Origin of the sequence: Erythrobacter oryzae (genome assembly GCF_030271515.1) — a bacterium.
GTDB classification, from domain to species: Bacteria; Pseudomonadota; Alphaproteobacteria; order Sphingomonadales; family Sphingomonadaceae; genus Erythrobacter; species Erythrobacter oryzae.
The window spans coordinates 726,106-745,776 of the sequence record NZ_JASCXI010000003.1 but is presented as its reverse complement, the minus strand read 5'-3'; the positions used below and the strand labels follow the sequence as shown (position 1 = coordinate 745,776).

Below are 19,671 nucleotides of genomic sequence, written 5' to 3'. Positions count from 1 at the left end.
TCTCATTGGCCTCCCAAGTCAGACGGGACGGTTATCTGGTAGGTGGGATCGAGCTTACCGCCTTTCACGAGAACGCGCTTGCCCGCCCCTAGATCGACCCGCTCCATGTCGAGCCGCGATCGCCAAGCATGGCGGTGCCGGTCAGCAAAGAAGAAGAAAAGCCGCTTCACCTTCACGCTTGCGCAGGCCTCGAGCAGGGTCTGCAATCGACGCGGACTGAGGTCAGCCATGCCCTCCATCAACATATCGACCTGATGGAAGCTTTCGCGGTGCGGGAGCTCGTCGAGAAGTTCGAGCAGCGCACGCTCCTTGCTGGAATATCGTATTGGGAGGCTCAAGCCGGCAGCACTGTACATCACAGGTTGCGGCGCTGGTGGGGCATCAGCATCGCTCGGAAACAGGCGCAGGCTGTTGTGCCACTGGAAGTCTATATCGAGGGGCAGGTCGGCCAGCCAGGTCGGGGCGCGTGTCGGTCCATAAAGGTGGACCTCGCGCATCCGCGCGGAGAGATAATGCGCATAGCCAAGCTCCTCGAGCGCAGTGCGCCCGCCTACGGTGAGCGGCAGATCCATGAGGTATTGAAGCGATATGACGACCTGTTCCCAGGTCAGCGGGGATTGGGATCGGCGATAGACGCGGCGCGCTGGGCTATGGAGCCATCCTGCACGCACATATTGGCTGCGCAGTGCAGAAGAATAGCCTTGGTCCTCTAACCAGGCAGCATCCACTAGCAGCCCATCGGGGAGCTTTTGCTGCAGCTGGTTTAGTTTTCCCTCAAAACGCGTAGCCATGCTTAGCCTTATGGCACATTCTCAAACCAACGTCGAGTTTAAGTTTAGTCGATTTCGCTAAGCTAAGCTTAGCATTTTTTCTCATTGTTAAACCAGAGGCATCGGCGTCATAGTTCTCGATGCCCCACAGATTGGGGTGCGCGCCGAAAACTCGGCAACCTCGAGTCAGATCAATTGACCCTGTCGCTCAGGCAACTTGCTCCGACGTCTCTGCCGACGCTTGAAGCTCCATGGCGGCTCGGGATTGTCCATCGCCCAAAGGCCTCGCCGATCACGCCGGGCATCGTCTTGCGCCGCAAAATACTCCGTCTCACGGTCGAACGTGTATTGCTCGGCTACCCAAGCCCAGCCGTTCACAATCATCTCGAGCTCGATGTTGCGCGTGACGGGACGCGCTCGCTTGACCAATCCGCCGCCCCGCTTGCCCTCGTGATAATAGTCAACCGTCCCGACATCCATCTGCTCCGTCAGGAATGCCATGCACAGCACCCGCTTGTACGAATCGATGGGCATGTAGCCGGTCGACTCCTTGCCGACCGGGTCGAGACGCAGCTCCTTGTCCGCGATGAGACCGGCCAGAAAGTCCTTGGCTTCCTGACCGAATGGTTGCGCCATTTCGGGCGCATCGATGAACGCAAAGCGGAACGGAACGCGCTCAACCCAAGCCTGGCGGTAGGGATGCAAGACGCTTGCCAGAAAGCCATCGCCGTCGAAGACTTTTCGGACGGCCGCCTTGAAAACGTCGTCGGGACCTGCAGGGCCCGGATCATCGGGAACGATGATCATGCTGACCTGCCTCGACAAATGCGGTGTCGTTTCTTCTCTTTATCGAGTGTGCGGACTTTGGACGCGAAGGCGATTGACCGGTCCCAGGCCAACGCCGGAGCCAGGCAAAGCGCTGAGGATCATGGTGGAGAAGGTATTCGCGGATGCGATGCTGCTCCTCAATGGGGGAGCGCATCAGCAGCCCGCGCAAATCATTGTCGATCGTTTGGCGCGAAGCGCCAAGGCTCTCGGCCTTGGCATACCATTCGTGCCCTGCCTGGAGCTCACCAAGCTCGATGTGGACTGCGCCCAACAATGTGCAGGGCCTGTAGTCGCTCGGGGTCAATCGATGCGCGTCGTTTGCCAATGCCTTCGCGTCGTCGAGGCGGCGCAGGTCACGCATTGCTCCGCCACGCGTTGTTGCAAGGGCCGAATGTAATTTGGGATTTGGCCCGATCTGCGCCCGCGCCGCTTCGGTCAGACGCAAGGCTTGCTCGGGTTCATCTGCCTTGCGCCAATGCGCGCTCGCGTTCACGGCATCCCAGGGATCACCGCTGGTTTCCCATGCTTTTGTGAAGGCTTCGGCTTCCAATGCATTGAAGGCTTTCTGCAGCGAGTCTGTCCAGCAGTAATTGGCCTCAGTCTTCAGCCATGCGACGTCCTCGGCCTTGAGGCGCTGCCGAGTGGCGACTTGCCTGAGAAGCGCCATCACGCGCGGATAGTCCTCGCTTTCGACATATCCTATGCCGAAGCGCTGCCGCAGCTCCCTTGCTTCCCGCTTCCGGCGCAGCACGGGATCATTCGCCATGGCGGCAAAGGTCTCCCTGATCGCAGCGGCTTGTGCCTCATCGCATGCCGCCTTTTTGGCCGCATCCTTCACGGCCTTGGCCGAAGCTTCCTCAATGCGCGCTGCCTGCTCCTGCTCGGCTTGGGGGCGAAACTCTCCTTGAGTGATCTTGCCATCGGACAAGGCGCAGAGGGCGTGAAGACCCGACGCGACGAGAAACTGTCGCTGCAACGCGGTCACTTGCTCGCCAGAATCGATCTTCAACAAGATCCCGTTCAAGCGAGCTCCCAATTGAGACGCGCCGGGCAGGTCTTCCAGAAGATAGCGTTTCGCCAAATCGCCGCGCAGAGATTGTGTCATGGCCCTCCGCTACGTCTGGGGTTATGCGCACTGATGGTATCTACAACTCAGATATCCCGCAGCTTTCTATGTGGCACACCGATCTTTTGGATCTCTTAACGTCTCTCCGTTGAGTCACAGCTTGAGCGGGACGCTGCAGCGGGCGCGGGAAGGAGCTGCAACGCAAAGCTATCGAATGTCTTTAGAAAACATCCTCAATGGCAGGGCCACTCTCTCGCGGCCCGATCTTCATATCGAGATCGAGGCTCGCGATCACGCGGAGCAGCGTGCCGAGCTTTACTCCGACGCTGCCGTTCTCGATGCCTGATATGGTTTTCTGCTGTGTGCCGGAGATACCGGCCAGGTCTGACTGGGTCATTCCCTGCCGCACACGCGCGCTCTGGATGATTGCACCTAGCTGCCTCGGCAGTCGTACAAGCTGATCCATCACTGCCTCCGTTGGCCACTCTATACCCTGGAAGGTATAAATTCGCAATATACCCTGCGGGGGATCAGCGTGCCCCTTTCGACAGCTCTTCGACTGGGGGAGCATGGTCAGCGGCTCATGGCCGAAGGCGCCATGCCATGGCGCGATCGACCCGCAAGGACACAAAACCGGTACGTATTGCAACAAGTAGGCACAAATAAATCGAACCAAGAAACTTGCATTGGAACGATACACCGTGCTACATGATGAATGTGCTTGAAACAGCGCTTAGAGACCCAAATCTTGTAAGCAATTCAGACTTGGGGGCATGGCAAGTGGCATTTCAATCTTCGAAATGTTTATATAGTAAGTATATCAAATACTTACTTTTTACTTGTTTGTCCTCTTCTGGCACCATTTCTGGCTCCGCCAAGTTCAGGGGCCATCCTTCGTCCGGCAGGCCGCAGGGTCATCGCACTCGGCGTCCCAATCGTCCTGCCGTTCAGCGCACCGCGATCCCGCCCTTTACCACGGCCGCAACGCGCTCCAGTACGGTGATATCGGTGAGGGGGTTGCCTTGCACGGCGATCATGTCGGCGATGTGGCCCGGGGCGATCCGACCGAGGTCGGCTTGGCGGCCGAGGACTTGCGCCGCGTTCGTCGTGGCCGCACGGATGGCCTGAAGCGGGGTCATGCCATTCGCCACCATGTAGCGGAACTGGCGGGCGTTAAGGCCGTGCGGGAAGACGCCGGCATCGGTGCCGAAGGCGAGCGGGACGCCGAGCTCGACCGCGCGGCGGAAATTGTCGCGCTGGACCTGCGTGGTCTCGCGGTTCTTGCGCAGATATTCTTCCGGCCAGCCCTCGGCGGTGCCGACTTCGTCGATGTAGTCGCCGTTATAGATGTCCATCACCAGCCACACGCCCTTTGCGCGCGCGAGCAGCAGGCCCTCCTCGTCGATCAGGCTGGCGTGCTCGATGCTGCGCACCCCGGCGCGGATCGCGGCCTTGATCCCTTCCGCGCCGTGGCCGTGGGCGGTGGCAAAGGAACCACGCGCCTTGGCGACCGCGATGGCGGCGCGCATTTCGGCTTCGTTCAGCTCGGGCTCGCCTGGCTCGGTGCCGATTGCCAGCACTGCTCCGGTCGCCATCAGCTTGAGGAAATCGACGCCGTGGTCGAACAGGTAGGTCGCCCGCGAGGCGGCCTCCTCGGGGCTGGAGAGCACGCCCAGACGCATGTCGGCGGGGAGCTGGTCGTTGGGGACGACGCCGTTCAGCTCGCCCCCGCCGCCCGGATGGGTCAGATAGGCTCCGGCGACGAACATGCGCGGGCCCGGCACCAGCCCCTTGGCGATGGCGTTGCGCAGGGCGACGTCGGTGAGCCCGCGATAGGTCCCGACATCGCGCACCGTGGTGAACCCCGCCTCCAGCGTCACACGCGCATTCCTCGCGCCGATCAGCACCGTGTCGACCGGCGAGGTCTTGAGTGGGTCTGACAGATCCGCGCTGCTGCCGGTGTCGGAGAGGTGAGTGTGGAGGTCGATCAGCCCGGGCAGCACGGTGTAGGCCGACCAGTCGACGCGCGTCGTGCCACCGGGCGTGGCGGCGCAGGTCTCGACCCGCACAATGCGCTCGCCTTCGGTGAGGATGCACTGGCCGGTGAGCAGCTCCCCACTTTCGACATCGAGCAGCTGGCCTGCCGCGATATAGAGCCCTTCGGCCAGCGCCGGTGCCGGTGCGGCGAGCGCCAGCAGCGCGGCAATGGCGCGAAGCGCCCTCATTTCGAGGAGAGCTCGGTCAGCAGCAGGCGGTAATATTCGAGGCTCTTGCCGATATTGCCGAGCGGCACGCGTTCATCGAGGCCGTGGGAGAAATCGTCGCTCTCGCGCATGAAGGTGCCGCTCGCGCCATAGCTGGGGACGCCGAGCGCGCGGTACCACATCGAATCCGACGCGCCCGAGGCCTGTGATGCGATCACCGGCACCTCCCCGAAAGCCGATTGGATCGCACGCGTGGCCGCACCGACGAAGACCGGGTCATAGGGCGAGGCGGGCGAGGCGGTGGTGAATTCGGGGTCGATCTGGCGGATGGTCATGGCCGGTTCGGCGGCGACGGCCTTGAGTTCGGCCATCACCTCTTGCGGCGAATGGCCGGGGAAGATGCGGCAATTGACGAAAGCGGTCGCGCGCTGGGGCAGGGCGTTGAGGCCGTGCCCCGCACTCGCCATTGTCGGCACGCAGGTCGTCGCGATTTTGCCGATCGTGGCGGGGTTGCCGCGCAGCACCGCGATGGCCGCCTTGTCGGTGGGGTCTTTCGCAAAGGCCCGCATCGCCGCCGCCAGCAGCGGATCGGAGACGAAATCGGCCGCCTTGACGAAGTAATCGCGGGTGATGTCGTTTACTTCCGGCGTGAAGTGATGCGCGCCGATCCGCGTCAGCGCGCCCGCGAGCTGGACGATGGCGTTCTCCGCGCGCGGGGCGGAGCTGTGGCCGCCGGGGTTGGTCACCTCCAGCGCGAAGTCGGCGTAGGTCTTCTCCGCGCCCTGCCAGCTCCAATAGGCGGGCTTGCCGCTTTCCTCGTCGAGTGCGCCCGAGGCGCCGTCGACATTGAGCACAAGCCGCGCGCCCTTGAGCTTCTCGGCGATGACCTTGGAGGTGATCATCGTCGTCTCTTCATCGCCCGAGAAGGCGAGGACGATGCTGCGTTCGGGGACGAAGCCCGCCTTGCGCAGCTCCATCACCGCGACCATCGCCTGCACGGTGTCGAACTTGGTGTCGCTCGCCCCGCGGCCGTAGAGGTAGCCGTTCTCGACCACGGGGGTGAAGGGATCGCGCTTCCAGTCTTCGGGCTTGGCGTCGACCACGTCCATGTGCGCGGAGATGACGATCGGGCCGAGGGCGAGGTTCTTACCCTTCCACGTGGCGATGAAATAGGCGGTGTCGTCGACGGGCACGATCTCGATCTCGGCCGCCTTCCAACCCGCATCGATCAGGGCCTTGCGGAAGAGCTCGGCGACCTTGCCGGTCTGGTTGCCCTCACCCCGGACCGAGCGCAGCGCGATGGCCTTGCTCGAGAGATCGACCACCTGCTTTTCTGTCGGGGTCGTCTGGGCGAGCGCCGGGCCGCACAGCGCGGCTGCCAGAAGGCCGGACAGCAGGAATTTCGCGCGCATCGGCAGTCCCCTCTTTGGTCGTCAGGCAGGCAGGCTATGGCAAAGCGGCGCCTACGGCAACCGCCGCGCCTAGACCGACGCAAAGCGCCGGAAGCTGCCGCCGTCGGCGAGCACTTCCTGCGCACAGTTGTGCCCCGGCGCGCCAGTCACGCCGCCGCCCGGATGGTTGCCCGCGCCGCACATGTAGAGCCCCTTCACCGGCCCGCGATAGGCGCCGTTGCCCAGCACGGGCCGCGCGCTCCACAGCTGGTCGAGGCTCATGTGGCCGTGCATGATGTCCCCGCCGACCAGCCCGAACTTCTTGTAGAGGCCCTTCGGGCTCAGCACCTGCCGCCCGACGATCGAGGCGCGGAAGCCCGGCGCGTGGGCTTCGACCGTGTCGATGATGGTGTCGGCCGCGGCGTCTTCCTCGGCGTCCCAGTCTCGGCCGTCGGGCAGCTCGGGGGCGAATTGCTGGCAGAACAGGCTGGCGACGTGCTGGCCCGGAGGGGCGAGGCTGTCGTCGACCGTCGAGGGGATCAGCATCTCCACGATCGGCCGCTTCGACCAGCCATGCGCCTTCGCGTCGAGGAAAGCCTTGTCCATGTAATCGAGCGTCGGGGCGATGATGATGCCGCTCTGGTGGTGTTCGCCTGGTTCGGGCAGGCAGGTGAAGCGCGGCAGCTCGCTAAGCGCTACGTTCATGCGGAAGGTGCCCCCGCCCGCCTTGTAGCCGCGCATCCGGCGGCGGAAATCGGCGGGCTGGTGGTGTTCGGCGAGCATCTTGCCATAGAGCAGCTTCGGCCCGACATTGGCGATCACGCGCTTGGCCGCGATTTCCTCGCCGCTTTCGAGCTTCACCCCCGCGACCGTGTCGCCATCGACCAGCACTTCGGCGACCGGGGCCTCGAGGGTGATCTCGACGCCCGACTTGCGGCACACCTCGGCCATGATCTGGGTGATCGTGCCCATCCCGCCGATGCAGTGGCCCCATGCGCCCTTCTTGCCGTTCACCTCGCCGAAGACGTGGTGGAGCAGGACATAGGCGCTCCCCGGCGTGTCGGGGCTGGCATAGTTGCCGACCACCGCATCGAAGCCGAAGGCGGCCTTCACCGCCTCGCTCTCGAACCATTGGCCGAGGAAGCTGGTGGCGGACTTGACGAAGAGGTCGAGCACGTCGCGCTTGGCTTCGAGGCCCAGCTTGGAGAGGCCCCAGCCCTGCGATGCCCCCGCGATCAGCGTGCGCAGACCTTCGCCGACATTGGGCGGGGACTTGAGGGCGAGGCTGCGCAGCACCTCGGCCACGCCTTCGAGCGCGTCGTAATAGGCAGGCAACGTCGCGGCATCGGCAGCCGAGAAGCGCGCGAACTCGGCCTGCGTCCGCTCCAGCCCGCCGCCGAGCTTGAGGTAGCCGCCATCCTCCTGCGGGAGGAAGTTGCTGATCGGGCGTTCGATCACGCGGTAGCCGTGCTCGGCCAATCGCATGTCGCGGATCACCTTGGGCTGGAGCAGGCTGACGGTGTAGCTCGCCACCGAATTGCGGAAGCCCGGGTGGAACTCCTCGGTCACCGCCGCGCCGCCGACAATGTCGCGCCGCTCGACAATCCGCACCTTGAGCCCGGCTTGCGCGAGGTAGAAGGCACAGGTGAGGCCGTTGTGGCCCGCGCCGATGATCACGGCGTCGTATTTCTGGGTCATGCGCGGCGGCTCCATCCGGCTGCGGGTTGGCGTTCGAGGCGGGCTTCGGGGATCAGATCGCGGATGCGGCGGCAGAAGTGGCGCAGGCACACCTCCTTGTCGCTCAGCGGGCCCATCGAGAAGCTGCGGCTCGCCATGCCCTGCTGCACGCGGGTGATGAGCGCGGTGTCCTCGGCATTGACCTGGCGGTTGATGCGCCAGTTGAGATAGCGCGCGGCGCGCATCTCGCGGCGGTCATCGGGCAGGACATAGCTGATCTCGCGGATCAGGCAGGTGGTGGGGCCGGTGGGAAGCCACTGCATGAAGTCGATCTGGTCGGGATAGATATCGAAGGCGACATTGGGCCACAGCTTGAAATAGAGCCAGAAGCGCTGCTTGTCCTCGGGCAGGTGCGGGACGGGGGGGAGCAGGCGCTGGTACATCCGCTCGGACCAGTTGACGCTCTCGCGGTCGATCATCGCGCCCCACATCCGGTCCACGTGCGCCTCGGCCTCAATGCCGTAGCCCTTGCCGAACAGGCGGGTGAGGCCGGGGTGCGCGACGGGTATGTGGAGGCCGTCGGAGTAATTATCGCCGACATTCTTCCAGTTCACTTCGCGCGGGCGCAGGGTGACGCGGCCGAGGGCTTCGAGTTCCTCGAAGCGGTAGGGTGCGACCATCGCCTCGTACGGCGCCATCTGTTGGGCGACGGTGGGCCCGCCATCATCCTGCAAGCGCACGAAGATGAAGCCGCGCCACACTTCCAGCTCGACCGCGACGAGGCCCGCTTGGCTACGGTCAAGCGTGGGATAGCTGGCACTGTCGGGCACGCCGGTGAGCCGCCCGTCGAGATCGTAGGTCCAGGCGTGATAGGGGCACACCAGCTTCTTCGCGCACCCGCTCGCCCCGTCGACGAGGCGTGAGCCACGGTGGCGGCAGACATTGGTGAAGGCGCGCAGCTGAGCGTCCTGCCCGCGCACCACGATCACGCTCTCGCCGCAATAGTCGAGCGTGTGCCAGTCGCCTGCCTTCGGAATGTCGCTGACGTGGCACACCACCTGCCAGCTCGGGCGGAACACGCGGTCGAGTTCGACTTGGTGAAATTCGGCGTCGTGATAGGTCCAGCTCGGCAGGCTCCAGCCCTCGAGCGGATCGGTGTTATCGAGAGGCTGAGTTGCCATGTGCGCGTCCTTGCTTTACGATCGTATAACAAGCCACGCATGAGCGCACAACCCGCCTTCACCCGCGCCGATCCCGATGCGCGCCGCCAGAGCCTGATCGAAGCGACCGCGCGCGTGCTCGCGGCGCGGGGGGCGGCGGGCGTGTCGGTGCGTACGATCTGCGCCGAAGCGGGGGTCTCGTCGGGGCTGCTGCGGCACTATTTCGCCAGCCTCTCCGACGCGATGGCAGAGACCTATCGCTGGACAGGGTCGGAGATCGACGCGGCGCTCGAAGCGGCGGTGGCGGCGGCGGGCCCTGATCCGCGCGCGCGGCTGATCGCCTACCTCGCTGCCAATTTCCGCCCGCCGATCGCCACGCCCGAACTGCTCGCCACCTATGTCGCCTTCTGGAGCCTTACCCGCAGCGATCCCGCCGTCGCGACGGTGCGCGCGGAGGTCTATGGCAGCTTCCGCCAAGGGCTGGAGGGCCTGCTACGTGCCTATCGGCCCGACTTGGCCGACGTGCGGGTGACGGCGGTGGCGCTCACCGCATTGATCGACGGGTTGTGGCTGGAATTGTCGCTCGGGCAGGCGCCCTTCAGCGCCGAGGAGGCCGAGGCGCTGGCCGCGCAGTGGCTCGACGCGCTAACCGGCTAAGCAGCCGCGCCGCGCCGCGCCCACAAGTAGAGCGGGACGCCCGCGGCCATCAGCACCAGGCTCCAGCCGCTCGCCTCCACCCCCGCGCCCCACAGCGTCCACAGCGCATAGCCCGCGCCCACCAGCGCTGCCCCGCGCGACACCTTCATCCGCCACGCCGCCAGCGCGCAGGCGAGATAGAGCCACAGGGCCGCGCTGGTCGAAAGCAGCAGGACGAATTCGTAGATGCCCTGCATGTCCCGGCTGGAATTGAGCAGCAGGCACACGGTGGCAATCACGCTCGACACCAGTAACGCCCGGCGCGGGGTGCCGTGGCGGTCGGTCGCGGCGAACCAGCGCGGCAGCATCCCCCGCGCTGCCATCGCGCGCGGCAGCTCGCCCTGAAGCAGCACCCAGCCATTGATCGCGCCCACGCAGCTGACGATCGCGAAGAGCGTCACCAGCGCGGCGGGGCCGGGGCTCCAGTAACGCTCGACAAAGGTGGCGAAGGGCGCTGGCGAGGTCGCCGCGACCGCCTCGGGCAGCATCAGTGCGATGGCCGAGCACACCAGCAGGTAGAGCACACCTGTAAGCCCGGTCCCCCACATCGTCGCGCGCGGGACGTTGACCGCGGGGTTATCGACCCGCGCGGCGGCGATGCTCGCGCATTCGAAGCCGAGCAGCGCAAACAGCGTCAAGGCCGCCGCGCCGCGCAGGTCGGTGCCGTTGAGTTCGGACATCGCGAAAGGCCGGATCTCGCCCTCCCCCGTGCCCAGCACCAGCGCGGCGATCACGATCACCGCCACCAGCGGCACGAGCTTGAGCAGTACGGTGACGATCTGGAAATTGCCCGCCGCCCGCACGCCGCGCAGGTTCACCAGCGTCATCGCCCAGACCAGCGCGATAGCCGAGAGCGCCGGGGCGAAGGGCGTGGCTCCGATGGCGGGGATGAAGGCCGAGAGGTAACTCACCGCCGCCACCGCGATCGAGACCACCGCGGTCCACACCGAGACCCAGTAGACCCAGCCCACCAGAAAGGCGGGTATCTCGCCGAAGGCCTCGGTGACGAAGCCCGCCGGATCGCTCGCCCCGGGCCGCGCGCGGGTGAGCGCGGCGAGCACCCAGGCCAGCACCAGCGTCCCGGCAGTGGTGACGATCCAGCCCGCCACCGCATTCCAGCCGAAGGGGGCAAGGCTCGCCGGGAGCAGGAACACACCCGATCCGATCATGTTGCCCATGACGAGGGCAATGGCAGCAAAAAGGCCGAGCTTGTGGCCCGGCCTTTCTGTTGTGTCAGACACTTGGGTCACAGGCTCAGAAATCGAAGCCCGCCTTCAACCCGATGATGCGCGGGCGCGTGATGACGTCGTAGAACGCCCCGCCGGTGTTGCTAATCCCGGTCGGGTCGCCGCACACGGTCTCGACGCACTGGACCCCGCTGTTGATCACCCCGTTCGAGTTGAACAGGTTGGTCGCGTAGAGCTCGAAGCGCAGGTTGTCCTTCTTCATGCCGATGCTGAAGTCGGCGATCGCATAGGGATCGAAGAAGCCCTTGATCGCGTTCTCGGCCGTGCGCAGGTCGCTGCGGCGGCGCCCGATGTAGGACAGCGCGCCCTGCACATGCGCATCCCAGCCGCCGACCGGGAATTCGTAGCGCGCGACAGCGTTGCCCTTGAACTTCGCGGTGACCGGCAGCTGCGTGCCCGCCGGTGCGAGCAGCGCGTTGACGCGCCCGTCGCCCGGATTGAGCGTGCAGTCGAAGGTCGGGTTGGCGATCCGGCAGAAGTCGCGCCGGATCGTCGCGTCGTTGTAGCTACCCGAAGCCGAGAGCGTGAGCCCGCCCGCGCGGTAGGTCAGATCGGCCTCGACCCCGCGGATCCGCGCGATCCCCGCGTTGCGGATCTCGGTCAGCCCGTTGGCGCCGAGGAAGGACAGCTGGATGTCGTTCCAGTCCTCCTGATAGACCGCGCCGTTGAAGGTAACGTCGCCGAACTGCGTCTTCCAGCCGAGCTCGTAGTTGTCGAGCGTGTCGGGGAGGTAGGGCGGCAGCGTGCCGCGGCGGTTGACCCCGCCCGGACGGAAGCCCTGCGACCAGGTGGCATAGACCAGAATGTCGGGCGTGATCTTGTAGGTCGCGTTGAGCTTGTAGATCGCGTCGGTATCCGAGGTGGTCTTGTTGAGGTTGGTGCAAGGCGATCCCGAGACGACCGGCGGGCCGAAGCACGCCGCCTCGCCCGTGCGGCTCGAATAGCCGTCGCTGAAACCGAAGAAGCCGGCGAGCGAGTTCTTGTAGTTGTAGAGCCGCGCGCCGCCGGTCAGCGTCAGCTGGTCGGTAACGTCGAAGCTAAGTTCACCGAAAGCGGCATAATCGCGGTCGACACGCTCCTGCCGGGTGAGCCAGATGTTGCTCTCCGTGCCGGTCACCGTGATCGCATCGGCAATGTTGTCGATGATGTAGTTCTGCGTGATGCGGTGATACTGGCGCTGGGCGAAGACGCCGCCGATGAAGCGCAGCGGCGCATCCTGCGGGCTCGAGACGCGCAGTTCGCCGAAGACGCGGCGGTAGCGGTCATTGCCCTGGATGTACTGGTTGGGATTGACCAGATTGCCGGCGTTGTCGGTGAAGTAGTAGCCGTAGCCTGCCAGCGCATCGTAGAAATAGGCGTAGTCGGAATAGTCCGAGGCCGTGTCGGTGGTGCGCCACAGGTGGCCGCCGGTGGCGACGAGGTCCCAGTTGCCGATCTTGCCCTCGATGGTCAGCGCGGCCTGGAGCCACTTGTCCTTCGAGAACTCGGGATTGTACTGCACCGTCTGGAGCGAGCGGGTGACCGCGGTGCTGCGCTCCTGCGCGAAGCTGCCGTCGGCGTTCTGGACCTGACCCATGATGGTCGGGCGCAGCGTCCAGCTGTCATTCAGTTCGATCCCCAGCGCGACGCGCGCGCCGTAGGTGTCGACATCGTTGTAGTCGTCCTCGACGAGGGCGTTGTTGTTCTGGGTGATGTTCGAGGAGGCATAGGTGCGGCTGCCCGGGATGTTGTCGATGAAACCGCCATCGCGGCGATACCATGCGACCACGCGCAGCGCCGCCCTGTCGGAGAGCGCGGCGTTGTAGAAGCCTTCGAGCACCCCGCCGAAATCCCCGCGGTTGACGCTGTTCAGCTCGAAATCCATCGCGCCGTAGCTGTCTTTGTAATCGGGCGCGTTGGTGACCATCTTGATCGTGCCCGCCATCGAGCTGGCGCCGTAGAGCGTGCCCTGCGGCCCGGCCAGCGCCTCGACCCGGGCAAGGTCATAGGCATGGATGTCGAGCGCGCCCTGAATGGTCGTGATCGGCATTTCATCGAGATAGATGCCGACCGTGGGCAGCGAGGCCGAGTGGTTGGCGTTCTCGCCGCTCGCCACGGCGCGGAAATAGACCTGGGTGAAGCCGGGGCCCGAGGTCTGCACCGTCACCGAGGGCAGGAACTTGGCAATGTCGCGCACTTCGTTGATCTGGAGATCACCCAGCGCCTCGGTGCCCAGCGCGGTGATCGCGATCGGCACGTCCTGCAGGTCCTGCGAGCGCTTCTGCGCGGTGACGATGATGACGTTGTCGCTCTCTTCCTCGACCGTTTCCTGCGCCGCGAGCGGCGCGGCCACCGTCATCGCGGTGCCGGCGAGGAGCGATGCGGTGATAGCCCGCAGCGCGGTGGTTTCCATGCGTGTCAATGCCGCCTCCCTATGGCAGTCTGTCCGATCCCCGCAACAAACCGCCACAGCCAGCCGCGATTGCCAAGCGGCGTCGCATCCGAAAGGTCCGAATTGCGAACTTTGCTTGCGCGCTATGACAAATTTGTCACATCATTCCAGCGCGGTCAGGCCGGCCGGTCGGCGTAGGTCTCGACCAGATCGCCGAGTGCCTCGCGCAAGGGGCCGAGCCACTGGTCATAGGGCTCCCACTGGCCCATGCCGTCGCGGTTGATCGGGCGGCGGACCTGCTCCGAGGACGCGGTCCGCACCGCGCGGGTGTTGCGGTGGAACTCCATGCACGCCTCCTCGAAGGGCAGGCCGAGATAGCCGAGCATCGCGCGCACCTCGCCTTCGGGATCGTCGAGCACGCGCTCGTGGATCACCCGGTGGATGCGCCCCGGAAGCACGCGGTCATAATGGTCCATCGCGCGCACATAATCGGCATAGTAGCGGCCGATGTGATCGAGCGAATAGGTGAAGGCCTGCCCCTTGGCGAAGTGCTGGCGGAAGTTCGAGAAGCAGCAGTCCATCGGATTGCGCCGCGCGTCGATGATTTTCGCGTTCGGCAGGATCAGGTGGATGAGCCCGGCATAGCTCCAGTTGTTGGGCAGCTTGTCGATGTAGAACGGCTTGCCGGTCTTGCGCTGGACGCGGGTGCGCTCGAGGAATTCGGCGCCCAGCTCGGCGAAGGGCCCAGGCGGCATTGCGGCCACCGCGCCGGGCCAGTCGCGCGCATCGCCGCCTGCCTTGGCCTCGCGCATGGCGATAGCGGGGATGTCGGGCAGCTCCATCGTGCCCTCGATAGCGGAATGGCTCGAGAGGATTTGCTCGAGCAGCGTCGATCCCGCGCGCGGCAGGCCGAGGATGAAGATCGGGTCGGGCGCGGGGTCGCCCACGTCCTGCCGCGCGGCGAGGAATTCGGGGGTGAGGACTTCGATCACCCGGTCGACCTGCCGCGTGGTGGTGTCCGGATCATAGGCCAGCTCGCGGCTGCGCAGGTCGTTTCCGGCGGCATAGTGGCGGAAGCTGTCCGCCGCCGCCTTGCGATCGCCATAGGCCTTGCCCAGCGCGAAGTGCAGGTGGAAGGCGTCCTCGTCAGACACCTCTGCCGTCAGGGCCGCCTCCATCGCGGCGATGTCGCCATCGTCGAAGGTCACCGTCTTGAGGTTGGCAAGGCTCCACCACACCTCGCCCAGATGGGGCTCGGCCGCCAGCGCGCGGCGGTAGGCGGCGATGCTTTCCTCGAGCCGCCCGACGGTCTTGAGCAGGTGGCCGTAGCTCATCCACAGCTTGGCATGATCGGGGAAGCTCTGCGCAAGCTCGCCATAGATCGCGATCGCCTCGTCATAATCGCCGATGCGCCCGAGCGTGGCGGCGAGCAGATTGCGGCTGCTGGTGTTGGCCGGGTCCTCTGCCAGCACTTGCTCCAGCACCGCCCCCGCCTCGGCGAAGCGGCTCTGTTTGTAGAGCACGATCGCGAGGTTCGCCCGCGCGGCGGTGAAACCGGGGGCAAGCTCGACCGCGCGGCGCAGCAGGTTCTCGGCATCCTTGTAGCGTCCGATCCGGCCCGCCAGCTCGGCCATCATGCGGATCGCGGCGACATCGGTCGGCTGCGCGGCGAGGCGCTGGCGCAAGCCCGCTTCGGCGGTGGAGAGGTCGTTTGCGAGCAGCGCCTGCGCAATCGCGATCATCCGCGGATCGTGTGCAGCGGCGCGGACCGCGTCCATCTCGGCGCGCGCGGCCTCTTCGTCGCGCCCGAGCTGGCGCAGCAGGCGGCCGAGCATCCGGTGCGCGCCTGCGTCGGCCGGGTTGCGCGCGGTGATGGCGCGCAGCTCGGCGGCGGCGGCGGCGGGATCGCGCCGCGCCAGCTCGACGATGGGCGACACCTGTCTTGCCTCGCTGTTGCTCATGGGCGTCCGCGTATCATGCGGCCGCGCGGGTGGGTAGTGGCCTTGCCCTCTCCATCACCAAGCCCTACCCCGCGCGCGCTGATTCACCGGAGACCGAGCCCATGGAAACCCTGTCCGAAACCCGCAGCCACGGCGGCACGCAAGGCGTCTACCGCCATGCCAGCAATGCGACCTGGACCGACATGACCTTCGCGGTCTTCGTCCCCGATCACGCCCCGGGCGAGCGGCTGCCGGTGCTGTGGTATCTTTCGGGGCTAACCTGCACCCACGCGAACGTCATGGAAAAGGGCGAATACCGCGCCGCGTGCGCCGCGCACCGCGTGATCCTCGTTGCCCCCGACACTAGCCCACGCGGTGACGACGTGCCCGACGCGCCCGAGGAATATGACTTCGGCAAGGGCGCGGGCTTCTATGTCGACGCCACCGAGGAGCCTTGGGCCAAGCACTACCGGATGCGCTCCTATATCGAGGCCGAACTGCCCGCCCTCGTCGGCGAGCACTTCCCCGCCGACATGGCGCGGCAGGGGATCACCGGCCATTCGATGGGCGGCCACGGCGCGCTCACCATCGCCCTGCGCAATCCCGGCCGGTTCCGCTCGGTCAGCGCCTTCGCCCCGATCTGTGCGCCTTCGCAGGTGCCGTGGGGCGAGAAGGCTCTGGGCCGCTATCTCGGCGAAGATCGCGCGGCGTGGGCCGAATACGACGCCGTCGCCCTGATCGAGGCCGGCGCGCGCCTGCCCGAACTGCTGGTCGACCAAGGCAGCGCCGACAACTTCCTCGAAGGCCAGCTGCGCACCCCGCTGCTCGAAGCCGCCTGCACCGCCGCCGGCATCCCGGCGACGATCCGGATGCAGGAGGGCTACGACCACTCCTACTTCTTCATCTCGACCTTCATGGCCGATCACATCGCCTGGCACGCCGCGCGGATGGGCGGCTGACTAGCGCTTCACGTCCTCCGCCGGGGTGCCGAGCGGGCCGAGAGGCCGCGGCTTGAGCGGCAGCACCGGCTCGCGCGCGATCTTTTCCTCAAGCAGGCCGACCGCCGCCGCCAGCTGCGCATCGGTGCCCTTGAAGGCGGCGTGGGGGAGGTTCTCCACCTCGACATCGGGCGCAATCCCGTAGCCTTCGACGATCCAGCGCCCGTCAGCCGCAAATTGCGCGCTCTCGGCAATCCGCGCGACGCCCCGGTCGGCAAGCGGCGAACGGTCCGAGAGCCACACCCCCGCGCCCGCCGTCCGCGTGCCGACCAGCGGCGCGATCCCGAGCGACTTGATCGCCGCGGCAAAGGTCTCGCCGTCGGAATAGGTGCGCTCGTCCACCAGCACCACGACATGGCCGCGATAGGCGTTCTGCATGTTGGTGGTGGGAATGCCGGTGCCGTCGGGCCGCGCCCAGAAGCCCCACGCCTTGCGCAGCAGCGCGGCGACAATGAAGCTGTCGATATTGCCGCCATTGTTGCCGCGCACGTCGATGATCAGCCCCGGCTTGTCCAGCTGCGGGAAGAAGTCGCGCGCGAAGCTGGCGAGATCATCCGGCCCCATCGAACGCAGGTGCAGATAGCCGATCTTCCCGTCCGAAAGCCGCGCGGCCTCGGCAATCTTGCCCTGCACGAAATCGGCGTAATGCGCCTCGCGGTAACCGCCTTGCGTCATCGGCTCGACAATCGCGCTCATGGAGCGGCCCGCGCGGGTGAGATCGAGCCGCACCTGCTGCCCGGCCTTGGTCGCGAACGCGGTCTGGAGGTCGGCGAGGCTGGCGACAGCGCGGCCATCGACCAGCCGGATCACATCACCCTCCTTCACGTCCACGCCCGGGCGGCGCAGCGGCGGGAGGCGGTCGACGAGGTCGGCCTCGGCGCGCAGGATGCTGTCGATCCTGAGCCCGCCCGCCACCGGCGTCACCTTCGCGCCGAGGAAAGCCATCGCCGGGTTCTCGCGGTCAGAACGCTGGTCGCCGCCGCCGATCTGGCTGTGGAGCACGCCCACCTGCGCCGACATCTCGCCGAGCACCGTATCGAGCTCCGAGCGGCTGCCGATCCGGTCGAGGAAGGGCTCGCGCGCGGCGCGCACGGCGTTCCAGTCGACCCCGCGCAAGGCCGGATCGTAGAGGAAATCGCGGCGCAGGCGCCACGCGTCGATGAACATCTGCCGCCACTCGGCGCGCGGGTCGATGGTCAGCCGCCAGTCGCCCAGCCGCACCTGATTGGGCGCGGGCTTGTCGGGGAACTTGGCCGCAGCGGGCACCAGCGCCAGCACGGGCTTTTCGGAGGTGCCGCTCAGCACCAGCGCGTTCTGGCGGTCTTCCGACAGTTCCATGTCGATCCCGCCGGCCGCAAAGACCTCCTCGCGCGGGTCCTTCTTGTCGATCGCGATCGAGACCAGATCATCGCCGCGGCGGGTGTAGAGGAATTTGTCCGAGGCCAGCAGCAGGCCCTCGACCCCCGGCTTGACCGGCAGCTTCCAGAGCCGCGCGGCAACGCCCTCAAGCACGATCGAGGGCTTGGGCGGGGTGCTCGCGCCCTTCTTGCCCTTGCCCTTGGGCTCGTCCTTCTTCTCCGGCGCGGCATCGCCTGCGGACGCGCTTTCCTTGTCCTCGTCTGCCGTCCGCGTCAGCTCGTTGTCCGCGCGCATCCGGAACGGCGAGGCAGGGTCGAGCTGGAGCGCATAGAGCTCGCCCCGCTCGGGGAAGCCTGCACCCATGTTGCGATCGCCCCATGGCCCGCCGGGCTCGGGGTCGAAATTGCGGTCGGAGATAAAATAGAGCCACGCCCCGTCATGCGCGAAGGCGGGGGCGTAGTTGTGATACTTGCCCGAGGTCGCCTGCACGCGCGCAGCCGTAGCGAGGTTCTGGATCATGATGTCGGCGGTGTTGCCGCCATTGGTCAGCGCCACCTCGGCATAGGCGATGTGGCTCGAATCCGGCGAGAAGACGAGGTCGGAGAAGGCATCGTCCGCCCCGCTGGCATTGCGCGCCAGCAGCGTCACCTTGCCGGTGGCGACATCGACCTTCTGGAGCCGCGCCTCCTTGTCCCACACCACCATGGTCTTGCCATCGGGCGCGAGGGCGAAGGACCAAATGTAGGCGTCATAGCCCTTGGTGACGGCTACGGGGGTGCCGGTGCCATCGGCGGGCATGCGGAAAATGTCGCCGCGGTCGCCCTGATCGAGCACCGCGAAGACCTCCTTGCCGCCCGGTGCCACCACCGCCTGCCGCGCGCGGGCGGCGAGCGGCACGGGGAGCTCGATCCGGCGCAGATCGCCCGGCGCGGCCAGCGCGGCGCGGCCGCGCGCGGTGACCGCCACGGTCTCGCCGTTGGGCGAAATCCGCGCCGCCTCGAACCAGCGCATCGGATCGTCGATCGCGCGCTCGCGGGTCTGTTCGCGGTCGGTGACGAGGTCGATCGCGAGCTTCGTCACCGTGCCCCCGGCGATATCGAAGACATGGAGATCGGCACCGTTCTGGAGGAACACCGCGCCGCCATCGATGCTGGCCTGAAGCACGGGGAAGGGGAGTTCGGGCGAGACCTGGCGGACATCGCCGCCATCCTCGGCGACCGACCAGACCGCGTCCTTGCCGCTCTTGTCGGAGATGAAATAGACGCGCCCGCCTGCGGCCATCGGCATCCGGATCGGCGCGCCGAAATCGGCGAGGAGCTGGACGGCCTCGGCGTCGCTCCCGGTCTGCCAGCGCCACAGCTGCTCCATCCCGCCGCCGCGATAGAGCACGGCGTTGTCGCGGGCGCGGGCGAAGAGGCCGCGGCGGGTGAAGAACAGCGTCTTGCCGTCCGCCCCGAAGGCCGCGTCGTTGGCGCGCCACAGCGGGATCGCGCTCGCCTCGCCGCCGGCGGGGTCGATGGTGTAAAGCACTTCGCCCTGCCCCGCCCCGGTGATCGCCGAGGAGTAGATCACGCGCCCCTCGGGCGTCCAGCCGATGGTGCGCACCGCCCCGCCCTCATAGGTCAGGCGGCGCGGGCGTCCCCCGGCGACGGGCATGACGTAGACGTCATTGTTGCTGTCATAGCTGGCGGTGAAGGCGATCATGCGGCCATCGGGGGAGATCGCCGGTTCGCTCTCCTCGCCCTCGTCATTGGTGAGCCGCACCGCGCTGCCGCCATTGCGGCCCGTGCGCCACAGGTCGCCCTCGCTGGCGAAGACGAGCACGTCGCCGCTCGCCGCGGGGTGCTGATAGTAGCCCTCTTCCGCCGCCAGCGGGCTTGCGATCATGGCGAGCAGACTGCCCGCGCCCAGAAGAATGCCTTTCATCGCCCTCGCCCCTCAGAGATTTCCGGAAGGCTTGATGG

14 protein-coding genes are annotated in these 19,671 nt (G+C 66.4%); 2 read left to right on the top strand and 12 right to left on the bottom strand.

The window, feature by feature from the left end; translation table 11 throughout:
• Positions 1-2: 2 nt before the first annotated feature.
• The 8 genes from PFX90_RS12445 to PFX90_RS12410 form a co-directional block, all read right to left on the bottom strand.
• The gene (locus tag PFX90_RS12445; protein WP_285712817.1) at positions 3-791 is read right to left on the bottom strand and encodes a type IV toxin-antitoxin system AbiEi family antitoxin; all 789 of its coding nucleotides are present in this window, start codon (positions 789-791) and stop codon (positions 3-5) included.
• Positions 792-956: 165 nt separating this feature from the next.
• Entirely contained in the window at positions 957-1,577 is a 621-nt protein-coding gene (locus PFX90_RS12440) for a thermonuclease family protein (RefSeq protein WP_285712815.1), read from the bottom strand.
• Entirely contained in the window at positions 1,558-2,703 is a 1,146-nt protein-coding gene (locus PFX90_RS12435) for a hypothetical protein (protein WP_285712814.1), read from the bottom strand. The genes PFX90_RS12440 and PFX90_RS12435 overlap by 20 nt, the downstream gene beginning before the upstream one ends.
• A gap of 181 nt (positions 2,704-2,884) precedes the next feature.
• On the bottom strand, positions 2,885-3,130 hold the full coding sequence (locus PFX90_RS12430) for a helix-turn-helix domain-containing protein (RefSeq protein ID WP_273985593.1): 246 nt from the start codon (positions 3,128-3,130) through the stop codon (positions 2,885-2,887).
• A 481-nt stretch (positions 3,131-3,611) separates the two neighbouring features.
• Positions 3,612-4,889 carry a Xaa-Pro dipeptidase gene (locus tag PFX90_RS12425; protein WP_285712813.1) on the bottom strand — a complete coding sequence of 426 codons (1,278 nt, stop codon included), beginning with the start codon at positions 4,887-4,889 and terminating at the stop codon, positions 3,612-3,614.
• A complete protein-coding gene (locus PFX90_RS12420) occupies positions 4,886-6,280 on the bottom strand; it encodes a M20/M25/M40 family metallo-hydrolase (RefSeq protein WP_285712812.1) in 1,395 nt (464 codons plus the stop codon). Before PFX90_RS12420 ends, PFX90_RS12425 begins: the two co-directional genes overlap by 4 nt.
• A 69-nt stretch (positions 6,281-6,349) precedes the next feature.
• A complete protein-coding gene (locus PFX90_RS12415) occupies positions 6,350-7,957 on the bottom strand; it encodes a phytoene desaturase family protein (protein ID WP_285712811.1) in 1,608 nt (535 codons plus the stop codon).
• Entirely contained in the window at positions 7,954-9,117 is a 1,164-nt protein-coding gene (locus tag PFX90_RS12410) for an aromatic ring-hydroxylating oxygenase subunit alpha (protein WP_285712810.1), read from the bottom strand. Before PFX90_RS12410 ends, PFX90_RS12415 begins: the two co-directional genes overlap by 4 nt.
• A gap of 39 nt (positions 9,118-9,156) precedes the next feature.
• Here PFX90_RS12410 and PFX90_RS12405 point away from each other — a divergent pair, with 39 nt between their 5' ends.
• Entirely contained in the window at positions 9,157-9,753 is a 597-nt protein-coding gene (locus PFX90_RS12405; RefSeq protein ID WP_285712809.1) for a TetR family transcriptional regulator C-terminal domain-containing protein, read from the top strand.
• Here PFX90_RS12405 and PFX90_RS12400 read toward each other — a convergent pair.
• The 3 genes from PFX90_RS12400 to PFX90_RS12390 form a co-directional block, all read right to left on the bottom strand.
• On the bottom strand, positions 9,750-11,054 hold the full coding sequence (locus PFX90_RS12400) for an amino acid permease (RefSeq protein WP_419180100.1): 1,305 nt from the start codon (positions 11,052-11,054) through the stop codon (positions 9,750-9,752). The genes PFX90_RS12405 and PFX90_RS12400 overlap by 4 nt on opposite strands.
• A complete protein-coding gene (locus PFX90_RS12395; RefSeq protein WP_285712857.1) occupies positions 11,047-13,431 on the bottom strand; it encodes a TonB-dependent receptor in 2,385 nt (794 codons plus the stop codon). The genes PFX90_RS12400 and PFX90_RS12395 overlap by 8 nt, the downstream gene beginning before the upstream one ends.
• 155 nt (positions 13,432-13,586) lie before the next feature.
• Entirely contained in the window at positions 13,587-15,371 is a 1,785-nt protein-coding gene (locus PFX90_RS12390) for a tetratricopeptide repeat-containing sulfotransferase family protein (RefSeq protein WP_285712807.1), read from the bottom strand.
• A 101-nt stretch (positions 15,372-15,472) separates the two neighbouring features.
• Between PFX90_RS12390 and fghA the strand changes: the two genes are divergently transcribed.
• A complete protein-coding gene (fghA, locus tag PFX90_RS12385) occupies positions 15,473-16,309 on the top strand; it encodes an S-formylglutathione hydrolase (RefSeq protein ID WP_285712806.1) in 837 nt (278 codons plus the stop codon).
• Here fghA and PFX90_RS12380 read toward each other — a convergent pair whose 3' ends face one another.
• The gene (locus PFX90_RS12380; protein ID WP_285712805.1) at positions 16,310-19,633 is read right to left on the bottom strand and encodes a S41 family peptidase; all 3,324 of its coding nucleotides are present in this window, start codon (positions 19,631-19,633) and stop codon (positions 16,310-16,312) included.
• Positions 19,634-19,671 lie beyond the last annotated feature (38 nt).

Excerpts from the sequence above, each read along its gene's own strand:
- PFX90_RS12445 (WP_285712817.1), bottom strand. The coding sequence starts at position 791 with ATGGCTACGCGTTTTGAGGGAAAACTAAACCAGCTGCAGCAAAAGCTC.
- PFX90_RS12440 (WP_285712815.1), bottom strand. The coding sequence starts at position 1,577 with ATGATCATCGTTCCCGATGATCCGGGCCCTGCAGGTCCCGACGACGTT.
- PFX90_RS12435 (WP_285712814.1), bottom strand. The coding sequence starts at position 2,703 with ATGACACAATCTCTGCGCGGCGATTTGGCGAAACGCTATCTTCTGGAA.
- PFX90_RS12430 (WP_273985593.1), bottom strand. The coding sequence starts at position 3,130 with ATGGATCAGCTTGTACGACTGCCGAGGCAGCTAGGTGCAATCATCCAG.
- PFX90_RS12425 (WP_285712813.1), bottom strand. The coding sequence starts at position 4,889 with ATGAGGGCGCTTCGCGCCATTGCCGCGCTGCTGGCGCTCGCCGCACCG.
- PFX90_RS12420 (WP_285712812.1), bottom strand. The coding sequence starts at position 6,280 with ATGCGCGCGAAATTCCTGCTGTCCGGCCTTCTGGCAGCCGCGCTGTGC.
- PFX90_RS12415 (WP_285712811.1), bottom strand. The coding sequence starts at position 7,957 with ATGACCCAGAAATACGACGCCGTGATCATCGGCGCGGGCCACAACGGC.
- PFX90_RS12410 (WP_285712810.1), bottom strand. The coding sequence starts at position 9,117 with ATGGCAACTCAGCCTCTCGATAACACCGATCCGCTCGAGGGCTGGAGC.
- PFX90_RS12405 (WP_285712809.1), top strand. The coding sequence starts at position 9,157 with ATGAGCGCACAACCCGCCTTCACCCGCGCCGATCCCGATGCGCGCCGC.
- PFX90_RS12395 (WP_285712857.1), bottom strand. The coding sequence starts at position 13,431 with ATGGAAACCACCGCGCTGCGGGCTATCACCGCATCGCTCCTCGCCGGC.
- PFX90_RS12390 (WP_285712807.1), bottom strand. The coding sequence starts at position 15,371 with ATGAGCAACAGCGAGGCAAGACAGGTGTCGCCCATCGTCGAGCTGGCG.
- fghA (WP_285712806.1), top strand. The coding sequence starts at position 15,473 with ATGGAAACCCTGTCCGAAACCCGCAGCCACGGCGGCACGCAAGGCGTC.
- PFX90_RS12380 (WP_285712805.1), bottom strand. The coding sequence starts at position 19,633 with ATGAAAGGCATTCTTCTGGGCGCGGGCAGTCTGCTCGCCATGATCGCA.